Source organism: Ferdinandcohnia jepli, assembly GCF_047246645.1.
In the GTDB taxonomy this organism is placed as follows: domain Bacteria; phylum Bacillota; class Bacilli; order Bacillales; family Bacillaceae_L; genus Ferdinandcohnia.
Genome location: NZ_JBFOKR010000017.1, coordinates 29,302 through 41,751 on the forward strand (window position 1 = coordinate 29,302; position 12,450 = coordinate 41,751).

Genomic DNA, 12,450 nt, shown 5'->3' on the forward strand with positions numbered 1-12,450 from the left:
CCTTTATAAATCTAGCGATTTCCCGTTTTGTTTCATTGTTATCTTCTTGTCATTGGGTCCTACCAATGTTTTACTCACATACCTATCCTCTCCAAACAAAACAACACCTACAGTCCTAAAAATTATTTTCACATCAAGAAGAATGCTAAAATTCTCTACATAGTAAACATCAAATCTATATCTATCTTGCAAAGAAAGATATATATTACCACTGACTTGGGCTAGCCCTGTTAATCCTGGTTTCATATTCAGCCTCTTTGAAACTTCATCCGTATAGTCTTTAAGGGATGCCACTCGCTCTGGTCTTGGTCCCACAAGACTCATTTCACCTTTTAAGACATTTAGGATTTGGGGTATTTCATCTATTTTACTTCTTCTTAAAAGTTTCCCAATAGAAGTAACTCTATCATCATCCTTCATTACTTCTTGGCCTTTGACCATTTTTTCTGATCCAGGTCGCATAGTTCGAAATTTATAGACCTTAAATATCTTCCTGCGGTACCCCGGCCTTTCTTGTAAGAAGAATATTGGGCCTTCTGAAGTGGTCTTAATTAATATAGCAACCCCCACCCATAAAGGAAGTAATAATATAAGTACCATTAAAGAAACAGCTACATCAAATAATCGTTTAATACCCTTTTGAAACTTTTTATCTTCCATGACTACCCCTCAATCTCATAATCAATAGGAATTAAAAATCCATCATTAAGCTTTATTTCACCATCGTTTACGTTTGTCTTAGCTAACCATATTCTTATTTTCTTTTCTCCATTATTATAAAAAGCACCCGGATACGGATGAGTAACAGCCCTCACTAACTTATCCGCTTCATCCATAGTCATGCCACTTATTATCTCACCGTCCTCTGGCTTTCTACCTGGCCACTCAGTAGCATCAACTTCACTTTGCTTGGTAAGTGTAATATTGTTATTAACAATATCTTCCCAGTACTTTGAAATTAGTGTAATGTGCATATCATCGACTTTTTGATAAAGTTGTGTTGCTGTTGTGTTCTGGTCTAATTTGATAACCCCCTGACCGATAATATCGCCGGTATCAACACCTTCATCCAACTTAAACATAGTTACACCAGTTTCCTCTAACCCCTTTATAATTGCCCATGGTATTGCCGCTCTTCCTCTACCAACTGGCAATAAAGTTGGGTGCATACCGATACAACCATAGGTAGGTGTTTCAAGTACATGTTTCTTTGCTATTTGCGACCAACCAATAATAAACAACCAATCAATCTGGTATTCCTTTAAGGCTGAAATAACCTCTTTATCGTTGATATTATTAATCTTCATTAGAGGTGCATTATGTTCATTTGCTATATCATCTAAATAGATTCTGCCAGACTTATTCTTTGCTTTTTCATCTTTTAGTGTAATAAGCAAATCTAAATTCCCACCAATACGATAGATTTCTTCAATACAACTTAGCCCCAATTGAACGCAAGTTGCAAATGCAATTCTCTTCTTCAACGTATACCATCCTCTCTATTTTCTAAAAGCCACGTCTAAATACACTCTCAAAAGCTTCTGCATAAACCATTCCTGATTGTCCACCACGATAAGCTGCTAATCCTTTGATAGCTTCCTTACTTCTAGGATGAGGATAATCTCTCATAACTCCACGATATTGTGCGAGAGCTTCTATTTTTTTATCCACGCTCAACTCACCAACTTCAAGAAATGTATTAGGTGAAAACTGGTTCATGGCTTTATTTAATCCCCATTCAGTAGAGGATGGCACTTCCATGAAAAGTAGTTCTTTAAGAGGGGCTACATCATTTCTTCTTTGGAATAACCTCACTGCTGCTTGGCATGCCATAGAAGTGTGCAAGTGGTCATTATTTAAGTCAGCTGGATGGTGAGTAAATACAACATCAGCATTTGTTTCAAGAATTGCTCCTTCAATAAACTGAACAAGTTTTAAATGACCTGCATTGTTAAACTCTATATTTGGAAAGTTACCAGTGATAACTCTATCAACACCTAATATATTCATAGAGTTGTTGACATCTTCATTAAGCTCTTCAGTAGTAGGACGGAAGTTCCTAGCATTAACTTCTCCTGATAAAATGCAGACATTTACTGAATGCCCTTCTCGGGCGAGCTTATACATTGTAGCGCCTGCACCTAAAACCTCATCATCTGGATGTGCAACAACAACTAAATAAGACATATGATTTAACCTCACTTTTTAAAATTTCAAATCTTATAATCTATAAATATGGCCATATCGGCTTTTTAGTTGGCTAGGACTTAATTGGAATACCCTCTTCCAACCAACTACTAACCTACTAAGTCGAACTATATCTAATATCCACCTCGTATCTATCATTTTCCAACCAAATACAAACTAGATATTCATTCAATAACCAATTCAACCTAAAACACTAACAATAACAGTAACCCAGTAGTTGATACTAATTTCACCAACCACTAGGTTGTATTAAATATACTACTTACAATGGCATCTAACCCCACCTCATACCATATTACCGATAACTAATCGTGTCTAAGGTAACATTGACCAACATCATAGCCGAGAGTCTTCATTGATAAAGGTAAGAAGGCATCACCTGTGTATTTACTCTCATTACAAAAGGCTCGCAGAGTCTTTTAAACCGTAACTACTAATAACCTACTGAAAAAATTCTTTCATCTAAACTTTCTTTTGCATAATAATCTTTCCCAATCTACAACAAAATAATTATTTAATCAATTCCTTACTACCCTCAACAACCCCAACCAAATACTCCAAAATCTCTTCTCTCAGATCCTCATTTTTCAGTGCAAACTCCACCTGAGTCTTAATAAACCCAATCTTCTCCCCAACATCATAACGTGTACCCTCAAAATCATACGCAAAAACTCTCTGAATCTCATTTAACTGCGAAATTGCATCCGTCAACTGAATCTCTCCACCAGTACCAGTCTCCTGCTTTTCCAAGAACATAAAAATTTCAGGAGTTAAAATATACCTACCCATAATCGCTAGATTTGACGGTGCAGTGCCAGGAGCTGGCTTCTCTACAAAATTAGTAACCTGGTACCTTCTATCAACTTGAACCGAAGGTTCAACAATCCCATAACGATGAGTCTGGTCCGAAGGAACAGTCTGAACTCCAATAACGGAGGAAAAAGTATTCTCATACTCATCCATCAACTGACGTAAACAAGGCTTCTCCGCCTGAACAATGTCATCACCAAGTAACACAGCAAACGGCTCATTCCCAATAAACTTACGTGCACTCCAAACCGCATGCCCTAACCCTTTAGGTTCCTTTTGGCGAATATAATGTATATCTACCTTTGATGACTTCTGAACTTCTTCTAGTAACGCAAGCTTACCTTTTTCCAACAGATTCTGTTCCAACTCAAACGAGTTATCGAAGTGGTCCTCTATTGCACGTTTTCCTTTACCAGTAACAATAATGATATCTTCTATCCCCGATTCAACTGCTTCTTCCACAATATATTGAATCGTAGGCTTATCAACAATCGGTAACATTTCCTTCGGCATCGCTTTTGTCGCTGGAAGAAAACGAGTACCCAGACCAGCCGCTGGTATTATTGCCTTTCTAACCTTCATATCACAAAGCCCCCTAAATACCTTAGCTCATAAGAACTAATCTTTTGTTCTTTTATCCAAAGCTCGAAGAGCCTTATAACCTTATATCCCCAATCACTTATTTTCTTCATATCTACTAATCAACTCGAAAGAGTTAATTAAAAAAGTTTTATCAAACTCTCCCAAACAACAGATTTCAACTTAATTCGCCACCGAAACCTTAACTCCCTTTGGCTCAACCCGATTATTAGCCAAATCTATCAACCTCTTACTCAACACATCCGCCTCAAGCTCAAGCCCACTCACAACAATTTCTTTAACTTCCTCAACATAAAGATTCGAAGTCTTACCAACATAAATCTTAGGATAAACCTGCCCTTGATCCAAATCTATCTCATTTTCATTCAGAAGCTCCTCAAACATCTTCTCCCCAGGTCGAAGACCTGAGAACGCAATTCCAATCTCATCTTCCTTATAACCCGAAAGGGTTATTAAGTTCCTAGCAAGATCCACTATCTTAACCGGCTCACCCATATCAAGCACAAAAATCTCTCCACCTTGCGCTAAAGCACCAGCTTGAAGTACTAATCTCGATGCTTCCGGAATCGTCATAAAATAACGCGTCATATCCGGATGAGTAACCGTCACTGGTCCACCAGCTTGAATTTGTTTCTTAAACAAAGGAATTACACTTCCACGACTACCAAGCACGTTTCCGAATCGAACCGCAACAAACTTCGTCTTAGCTCCAATCGCCAGTTGCTGAATCACCATTTCCGCAACACGCTTAGTCGCACCCATTACGTTCGTTGGATTAACTGCCTTATCCGAAGAAATAAGAACGAAGTTCTTAACACCAAACGCTTCAGCCGCTTCAGCCACATTCTTCGTACCAATCACATTATTCTTCACAGCCTCTTTCGGGTTATACTCCATCAAAGGCACATGTTTATGGGCAGCAGCATGATACACAACATCTGGTCTATGTGTCTCCATCACTTCAAACATTCTATCTCGGTCCTGTACATCACCAATCACAGGAATAATTTCAATTTGCTGTTGGTATTGATTACGCAGTTCCATATCAATTAAATAGATACTATTTTCACCATGACCGACTAACACAAGCTTCTTCGGATTGAAATTTGAAACCTGACGGCAAATTTCAGAACCAATTGAACCACCGGCACCTGTAACTAAGATCGTTTTATCTGTCAAATAGTCAGAGATACTTTCGATATTTAACTTCACAGTTTCTCTTCCTAGTAAGTCCTCAACTTGAACATCGCGGAAGCTATTAACCGTAACCTTACCAAGCATAACATCCTCAATCATCGGCATAATTTGTGTCTTAGCACTTGTTTTACTACATTCTTGGTAGATGTTATTCAATTCTTTTTTACTTAAAGAAGGAATTGCAATGACGATATTTTCGATATTCTTTTTCTTTACAATCTCTTCAATCTTTTCAGATCCACCCAATACTGGGACACCGTAAATCTGAAGATGCTGCTTTTTACTGTCATCATCTACATATGCGACAGGGTACAAATCAACATCAGGGCTATGCTTTAACTGTCTTACTAGCATCGTTCCTGCTGCTCCAGCACCGACAATTAATGTTCGTTTCCTGTTATCTGCCCCTTTTATAAAGGAGTCACGGAATATTCTCCAAGAGAAACGAGATCCACCGATGAATAAAATATGCATCATCCATGTAAGCATAAGGACTCTGACATATACGTTCCCAAATACCAGTAACTGTACAACAGCTAACGTTAGAACAGAGAAGGAAACCGCCTTACCAATACTGATTAACTCTCCAATGCTTGCATACTCCCATGCTCTCTTGTATAAGCGATACACATAGGCAAACAAGTGATGAGCTAATAGTAGAGTGATCGAACTAATTAGCAAAGTAGGAAATGTAAAGATTTTAAAATATGGATGAAGTGTAAAATAACTAATATAAATTGCAGTTAACACAATGATGGAATCGACAAAAACTAACGAGCCCAACCTCTTTCGATAGGTCAAGGCCATTCGCCCCCTTTTTACTTACACCTATGTATTTTTCTTATAAGTGCTTACTCAAATCTTTTGAATATTTAGCTGTTCAAAAACTGGAGTTAGTACCGACATTTAGCATCACTAACATTTAGTGTTGCTAACGATATAAAGTCAATAAATATGACCATTTAACAGAAATGGTATATATCGGTAATTTAGCTGTGATCAGTATCACAGACCGCTCCGCAGACCATTCCGGATGGAACGACATATCTAAGAACATGTTTTATGATAATGTTGGTGGTATATACCTATAAGATATATTGAGAAAGTAACACTTTAACATGTTATATAAATAAAATCTCATTTCACAATTAACTTTTATTAACCAAACAAACCGAATAACTTCTTCTGTTTGATACGTTCTGGGGTATCTTTAATGACCGTTTTACCTTCTACTAGAAGTTCTGCATTTTCCTTGAAGAAGTATTCAACTCCAACTCCGTAGTCTTTCACTAACTCTGCATATGCCTCTCTCATCCGAAATGGTCGGGTTGATAGATTGTGAGCATCTGAGGCTAAAAGATGAGTTAAATTGTATTCTACTAGTTGTTTTGAAAACTTTTTAATTTTTTTACCAAAATGTCCAGTCACACTAGATGCCGTTATCTGTGTACATGCGCCATTTTTCACAAGTTTGTACAAAAGATCAGGGTTTTCTAGTAGCTCTGCATTTCGTTCCGGATGCACAATAACCGGTGTGATTCCATTCAATTGGATATCAAATAGAAGCTGTTCCGTATATCGCGGAACATGCCCACTCGGAAACTCAATAAAAAGATATCTTCCACCATTCGCGAGTGTGACAATTTCTCCTTTGTTTAAGTCGTCTAGAATATCGCCATCGATCCGTGGCTCTTGTCCTGGTAAGATTGTAATGGGGATGTTTAGTTGAGATAATTTTCTATTTAAACTCTCAACATTCTGTAGAATTTTTACTTTAGAATTCTCATATTCTCTCTTTTTATAATGAGGAGTTGCGATTATTTTTGTTATTCCTTCGTTTACCGCAGCTTTTGCCATTTCAATACTTTCATTTAGGTCTTTAGCCCCATCATCAACGCATGGGAGTATGTGACAATGTACATCAATCATAGTAATCGCACCCTTTTTTTAATTCTTTTCGACAAATTATTCTATTATAATGCTTACACTTACAATAATGTAATAGTAACACAGAATAAATTAGGGTGAAACGGGGGAAAAATGTCGAAACAAGTCGAAATGATAGATTGGCAACAATTTCTTCTGTGTTTTGTGACAAATTTCCCACTTTGTTACAAGATATATTACCTTTTACCGTAATAATAGTAATATTGTGTCTCTGTTTTCTTTTTATTGTTAAGAACCACGCCTAACAGCTTTGCTTTTGCATTCATCAACTGTTCCTTCGCTTTTACTGCTGCATCATTTTGTGTTTTTCCACTACTAACAACAAGAACCACACCATCACTCTTATTCGCTAAAACCTGTGCATCTGTTACAGCAAGTACAGGTGGTGTATCAAACACGATTAAGTCAAACTGCTCTTTCGCTTTTTCTAGTAGTTCAACCATCGCTTTTGAACCTAACAGTTCTGCAGGATTTGGTGGAATCGGTCCACTTGTTAAGATATACAAGTCTTCTTGTTCTGTTTTTTGAACTGCTTTTTCAAGGGTTGCTTGCTTTGTTAACACATTTGTTAAGCCAGTAATATTTTCTACACGGAAGGAATAGTGAGCCGTCGGCTTACGTAAATCCGCATCAACTAACAATACTCTTTTTCCTTGCTGTGCAAATACGACAGCCAGGTTATTTGTTGTTGTTGATTTACCTTCAGCAGGTCCCGCTGACGTAACCATAATTGTTTTAACCTCTTCATCAACAGTTGAGAACTGAATGTTTGTACGAATTGTACGGTACTGCTCCGAAATTGGAGATTTCGGGTTTGTTGCCGCAACTATACTTCTACTTTGAATTTGGAACTTTTTACGCGCCAAGTGATTCACCTCTTCCAGTACTGCTGTTACTTGAGTTAGCTTCTGCTTCCATATCAATGCTTGCAATTGCCCCTAAAACAGGAAGCTCTAGTAATCTCTCAATATCTTGTTCTGTCTTAACTGTATTGTCCAGGAATTCTAGTAAAAATGCTAATCCCACCCCAGCCATAAGTCCAACTACAAGCGCAATCGCCATGTTCAGCATCTTATTAGGCTTAACTGGAGATGGATTGTCTGATAGCTCAGCTGGTGACAGAATACTTACATTATCCACATTCATGATTGTGATGATTTGCTCTTTGAACACATTCGCAGTTGTGTTCGCGATATCAACAGCAACTTTAGGATCTGTATGTTTTACTGTAAGTTTTACAACCTGTGAGTTATTTTCACTACCTACTGTAATTAAGTCGCTTAACGATTCTTCAATGTCTAATTCTTCTTTTACAAGATCAAGAATCGCTGGAGTTTTAATAATTACGTTATACGTATTGATTAATTCAAGATTAGTTCGGATATCATTTTGGTTTAAATATGGTTGGTCCGAAGTTTTTTGATTGACTAGAATTTGAGTCGAAGATTGATAAACTGGAGTTAAAAAGAAGTAACTAACCACTCCGCTTGTTACAACCGATACGAATGCAATAAGTGTAATTAACCAAAATCGCTTGCGCAGCGTTTGAAATAATTCTCGCAAACTAATTGTCTCTTCCATGTGTAGCCCCCATAACTTGTGTCGAATTTCTTTATAAGCACAACTGTAATTATAAACAAGCTATTTACAAATATCTACAATATCCACGAAAAAATTAATACCTTTTTGTTCCTTTCGACACGGTTTGACAAGATTCGATTTAAAATTGTAGAACTATTTTCCTATTTAGGATGTCGATAAACTTTTTTACAGCTGACAAGGTTCATCTATGTTTTTAGTGAGGCTATGGTATATTTCAAACAAACCTTTATGAAAGTGGTGGGCATATGTACTTCGAAATCTTGCTTGATGCCGTATTTGGACCAAGAAAGATCCTCCATGACATGGAATGTTCCATATGTGGAGACAGTGAGATTTACTATCTCAACCCCGAAACCAACAAGCAAATTGGACGAGCCTGTAGAGGTTGTAATTATGTGCAAAAGTTTGAGACGAGTGTGGAGTTAGAGTGAGTCGTTGACTTATATATTGGTTGGCCGGAGCGATTGGGTGCTTCGGTTTTTTTCATTGCGAAAGGAACTATAACAGGATATGGTAGAATTAATTACTATTATATAGAAGGAAGAAAAAATGACTTTTACATATAAGTGGGTTCTCAGGTTTTTGCGAGATATCCATTAAAGCGAGTGGATTCACACTTGAATGGAATGCGTTCTTGGATGAAGCCTGGTATGTGGGATGGAAGGAATATTGGGGATTAGATTAGGTTTACACGATTCAGGTCTGTAACCGATATATATAATGAAAACTATTTTAAGGGTGAGATAATGATTAACAAAGAAACAGCAAAGACAATTGCAAAATACACGATGCCATTCGGCGGTTATACGTGGGATTTAACAGAAAAGGCTATTGAAAAAGTTTATAAAAGTAGCGTAAATGAACTAGAAGAAGAAATGAAGAAAGAAGAATTTATACATAAGTTAAAAATGCAACAGGCTAAGATCGAACAGGAACTTGCGATTTCTGAAAGAATTCGAACAGCATATAAGGTTGAAATAGAAGAGTATTTTGATGGAAAGGGCAAAGGTTCTGTTGGTGTTGACGTTAGCGGCGAAGGAGTTAACGTTGGTCTAAAGGGAAGTGGACAGAAAGTCACTTCACGAGTAATTCGTTTTATAGGGTTCCAAGAAGGAGCTGTCGGTGTCGAAGAGTTTGTAGAAGAAGATACAGAAGAAGCATCTGATCCAAATTTTGTATTGAAATAAAAGAGCAAGGCGCTAATCCCAAAGAAGGATTGGCGTCTTTTTTGTTGAACTATATTTTATTGAAGGTTATCGATTGGTGGTGCTTTTTTGGTTAATACGAAAAACAATGGTTTTGAGTTCATTGAATTTATAGTTAGGGAAGATGAGCTGATAGATTTCAGTTCACTTGCCGGTTCGTATGCAGTCATTCAATGTGAAGGCAACTACTTACTTTGCTATAACACCATGAGATCACAATGGGAGATACCAGCTGGGAGGAGAGAAGCAAATGAGACAGCAAAGGAATGTGCCATCAGAGAATTATATGAAGAAACAGGACAATCTGTAACCGATATGCATTTCAAAGGATTACTGAAGGTAAGAAACGTTTCAAATGGAAACATAAAGTATAACCCGGTATATTTTGCAGTTATCGATACACTGCAACCCTTTATACAAAACAATGAAACCTCTTGTATTCACCTTTGGGATTTGAAAGAGCAGATTGGATATATAGATGAAGTAGATTTTAGATTGTTGAACTTTTTAAATAGCTCCAGGAGGAGAATCTCATGAAATGGATGTTCGCAATAGCACTTATTTTTATCGGAGCTATTCTTTTTTCATTAACTATTGATCAGTTAGGAGATACGGGACATATAGTTATGAAAGTTATAGGGTTCAGCTGTATTCTAATTGCACCTTTTATTGTGAGAAGAAAGAGAGCGAAAAATAACTAATTATCGGTGTCCACTCAATACATTGAAGCTTTTCACACAAACTTATAGCAGATAACAAAACAGAGCAACTACAAATAGTTGCTCTGCTGCCCTTTAGTAGATAAGTTCATAAAGATATATTGGTACACTCTGGGATAAGTAGACATATGCAGCAACTGCGGCTAGCCCGAAGACTACACCGCCGATACTAGTTCCACCGGATTCCTGAAGGTGTTCCCATTTACGTCTCTCGGTAGTGTCAATTAAGTCCGCTTTTTTTATTTGCCTCTGAATGTGACTTTTATATAGTACATTACCCATCATACCTGCCATGACACTTGCGCTGAAAGCAAATGATGGTAGTGTAAAACTTCCTCTAAACAAAAGCATGTCAATTATGTTTATAAACAATAGCGTTCCTAATAAGATAACAATATGCAGGTACATTTTTCTGTACCCTAACCATGCATAAGATAAGAAAAAACCTGCCCAATTCCAACTTATTTTTCGATTCCAGTTTCTTATGTAGTATTCGTTATTTTCCCCAACCACAAGTGAAATTGCCTCTGCGGTAGTATATCCGTTTTTCATAATCGGTTGTTCACGCAAACTATGCCCACAAGTTGAACAGAAGTTTGCGGTTACAGCTGCTTCGTTTCCACATTGAGTGCAGAACATGTATATGAACCCCCTCCAAATTACAATTTTTTCCTTGTATTAGTTTACCACAATGAGTTGGACGGAGTATACTTTTTTCTGAAAATTAGCTCTCTTTGTTTTTCCTAATAATTACTGGATTGCCATACACAATATCTGTTTGTATGGATAAATTACAGCTTACCTCACTACCAGTAAATTTCCATAGTCAATTTTTGTATGATGATATATGATATTCTAGTTGTTCAAAAAACTGAATAAGGAGACACCTATGAAAGAGAAGATATACTACCTAGATGGACTAAGAGGAGTAGCTGCCTTTATAGTTGTAATTCACCACTATATCCTGGGCTATTACCCGACATACGCATCATCTCAACCGATAGCAACGACACCGTTAAATATCCTATATAACGGAAATACTGCAGTTTGTATTTTCTTCGTTTTGAGTGGATATGTTTTGAGCAATAAATTCTTTAAAACGAAAGATAATAATGTTTTGATTGAAGGTACTACGAAACGATATTTTAGATTACTTTTACCAGTGTTTGCGTCTATTTTTGTAGCGTATCTATTTTTAGCTACTGGACTTTTTACAAATCAAGAAGTTGGACAACTTACTAACTCTTATTGGCTTGCTCATTTCTATACATTCGACGCAAACTTCTTTGAAATGCTGAAGCAAGGATTGTATCGAGTATTCTTATATGGAGAATCCAGCTATAACACTAACCTGTGGACCATTTATTTGGAATTCCTGGGTTCATTATTAGTCTTTAGCTTCTTAGCGTTCTTTGGAAAAATGAAGAAAAGATATATTGTTTACATTTTACTATTTTTCGTTTTCTACCAAACGTATTATTTAGCATTTTTATTAGGTGTTTTATTATGTGATCTAAAGCATCTGGAAAATGGACAAAAATACTTTATCAAGAATAAAGTAGCTTTGTTTGCACTCTTTGCATTAGCGATTTTCTTTGCTTCCTATCCATACGGACCACCAATTGAAAATACAGTTTATGAGAAATTAAAATTTGCCTTTTTAAATGTGACATTTTATCAGTTTTATCACATCATTGGCGGTTTCTTACTTGTTTATGTTTTACTAGCATCAAACATGATGCAGAAGTTTTTCTCTTATCGTCCAATGATCTTTCTTGGAAAGATTTCATTCTCACTTTATGTATTTCATTTAATTATCATTTGTTCATTCTCAGCATCTCTTTTTGAAATGCTATTACCATACTTCTCGTATAAAATGAGCTTTATCATTATGTTCTTGTGTTCACTTGTAATCCTACTTCCATTATCGTATCTGTCATACAAATACATTGACCTCTCAAGTGTAAAGCTAGGGAACAAGGTTTACTCTTATCTTGCTACTAAAACTGACTCTCCTAAGAAGGAAAGTACTAGTCGATTTGGCAGCCAGAAGAAGGGTTCCGTTGGTACTGTTGGGACGTTTACGCAGAAATAGTGAATAGAAAGAGGACGGTTCTAGTGTTGGCCAGTTTGTACTGGTCAAGTAGAACCGTCTTTTTGTT

The 12,450-nt window shown here is 36.8% G+C and carries 13 protein-coding genes; 4 read left to right on the plus strand and 9 right to left on the minus strand.

Annotated features, from left to right (window positions below):
- Window positions 1–3: 3 nt before the first annotated feature.
- From AB3M96_RS17905 to AB3M96_RS17940, 8 genes are all read right to left on the minus strand, one after another.
- Complete coding sequence (locus tag AB3M96_RS17905; protein ID WP_412969001.1) at window positions 4–660, minus strand: sugar transferase; 657 nt, start codon at window positions 658–660, stop codon at window positions 4–6.
- A 2-nt stretch (window positions 661–662) separates the two neighbouring features.
- Complete coding sequence (locus tag AB3M96_RS17910; protein WP_412969002.1) at window positions 663–1,484, minus strand: formyltransferase family protein; 822 nt, start codon at window positions 1,482–1,484, stop codon at window positions 663–665.
- A 22-nt stretch (window positions 1,485–1,506) separates the two neighbouring features.
- Window positions 1,507–2,187: a PIG-L deacetylase family protein gene (locus AB3M96_RS17915; protein ID WP_412969003.1), complete on the minus strand. Its 681-nt coding sequence runs from the start codon at window positions 2,185–2,187 to the stop codon at window positions 1,507–1,509.
- 531 nt (window positions 2,188–2,718) lie between these two features.
- Window positions 2,719–3,600, minus strand: coding sequence for a UTP--glucose-1-phosphate uridylyltransferase GalU (galU, locus tag AB3M96_RS17920; RefSeq protein WP_412969004.1), 882 nt, complete (start codon window positions 3,598–3,600; stop codon window positions 2,719–2,721).
- Between the two features lie 180 nt (window positions 3,601–3,780).
- On the minus strand, window positions 3,781–5,616 hold the full coding sequence (locus AB3M96_RS17925; protein WP_412969005.1) for a polysaccharide biosynthesis protein: 1,836 nt from the start codon (window positions 5,614–5,616) through the stop codon (window positions 3,781–3,783).
- A gap of 357 nt (window positions 5,617–5,973) precedes the next feature.
- Window positions 5,974–6,744, minus strand: a complete 771-nt coding sequence (locus AB3M96_RS17930; protein ID WP_412969006.1) for a tyrosine-protein phosphatase — start codon at window positions 6,742–6,744, stop codon at window positions 5,974–5,976.
- A gap of 194 nt (window positions 6,745–6,938) precedes the next feature.
- Window positions 6,939–7,628, minus strand: a complete 690-nt coding sequence (locus tag AB3M96_RS17935; protein WP_412969067.1) for a CpsD/CapB family tyrosine-protein kinase — start codon at window positions 7,626–7,628, stop codon at window positions 6,939–6,941.
- Window positions 7,618–8,343, minus strand: a complete 726-nt coding sequence (locus AB3M96_RS17940; RefSeq protein ID WP_412969007.1) for a YveK family protein — start codon at window positions 8,341–8,343, stop codon at window positions 7,618–7,620. Before AB3M96_RS17940 ends, AB3M96_RS17935 begins: the two co-directional genes overlap by 11 nt.
- 767 nt (window positions 8,344–9,110) lie before the next feature.
- Between AB3M96_RS17940 and AB3M96_RS17945 the strand changes: the two genes are divergently transcribed.
- The 3 genes from AB3M96_RS17945 (at window position 9,111) to AB3M96_RS17955 (ending at window position 10,270) form a co-directional block, all read left to right on the plus strand.
- Entirely contained in the window at window positions 9,111–9,551 is a 441-nt protein-coding gene (locus AB3M96_RS17945) for a hypothetical protein (protein ID WP_412969008.1), read from the plus strand.
- 87 nt (window positions 9,552–9,638) lie between these two features.
- Window positions 9,639–10,106 (plus strand): NUDIX domain-containing protein, encoded by a 468-nt coding sequence (locus tag AB3M96_RS17950; protein WP_412969009.1) that lies wholly within the window; start codon window positions 9,639–9,641, stop codon window positions 10,104–10,106.
- The gene (locus AB3M96_RS17955; RefSeq protein WP_412969010.1) at window positions 10,103–10,270 is read left to right on the plus strand and encodes a hypothetical protein; all 168 of its coding nucleotides are present in this window, start codon (window positions 10,103–10,105) and stop codon (window positions 10,268–10,270) included. Before AB3M96_RS17950 ends, AB3M96_RS17955 begins: the two co-directional genes overlap by 4 nt.
- 93 nt (window positions 10,271–10,363) lie before the next feature.
- Here AB3M96_RS17955 and AB3M96_RS17960 read toward each other — a convergent pair whose 3' ends face one another.
- Window positions 10,364–10,927, minus strand: a complete 564-nt coding sequence (locus AB3M96_RS17960; RefSeq protein WP_412969011.1) for a DUF2628 domain-containing protein — start codon at window positions 10,925–10,927, stop codon at window positions 10,364–10,366.
- 250 nt (window positions 10,928–11,177) lie between these two features.
- Here AB3M96_RS17960 and AB3M96_RS17965 point away from each other — a divergent pair, with 250 nt between their 5' ends.
- Complete coding sequence (locus tag AB3M96_RS17965) at window positions 11,178–12,383, plus strand: acyltransferase family protein (RefSeq protein ID WP_412969012.1); 1,206 nt, start codon at window positions 11,178–11,180, stop codon at window positions 12,381–12,383.
- Window positions 12,384–12,450: the final 67 nt, after the last annotated feature.

Coding starts and splice junctions, on each gene's coding strand:
- AB3M96_RS17960 (WP_412969011.1), bottom strand. CDS start 10,927: ATGTTCTGCACTCAATGTGGAAACGAAGCAGCTGTAACCGCAAACTTC.
- AB3M96_RS17955 (WP_412969010.1), top strand. CDS start 10,103: ATGAAATGGATGTTCGCAATAGCACTTATTTTTATCGGAGCTATTCTT.
- AB3M96_RS17940 (WP_412969007.1), bottom strand. CDS start 8,343: ATGGAAGAGACAATTAGTTTGCGAGAATTATTTCAAACGCTGCGCAAG.
- AB3M96_RS17915 (WP_412969003.1), bottom strand. CDS start 2,187: ATGTCTTATTTAGTTGTTGTTGCACATCCAGATGATGAGGTTTTAGGT.
- galU (WP_412969004.1), bottom strand. CDS start 3,600: ATGAAGGTTAGAAAGGCAATAATACCAGCGGCTGGTCTGGGTACTCGT.
- AB3M96_RS17965 (WP_412969012.1), top strand. CDS start 11,178: ATGAAAGAGAAGATATACTACCTAGATGGACTAAGAGGAGTAGCTGCC.
- AB3M96_RS17945 (WP_412969008.1), top strand. CDS start 9,111: ATGATTAACAAAGAAACAGCAAAGACAATTGCAAAATACACGATGCCA.
- AB3M96_RS17930 (WP_412969006.1), bottom strand. CDS start 6,744: ATGATTGATGTACATTGTCACATACTCCCATGCGTTGATGATGGGGCT.
- AB3M96_RS17905 (WP_412969001.1), bottom strand. CDS start 660: ATGGAAGATAAAAAGTTTCAAAAGGGTATTAAACGATTATTTGATGTA.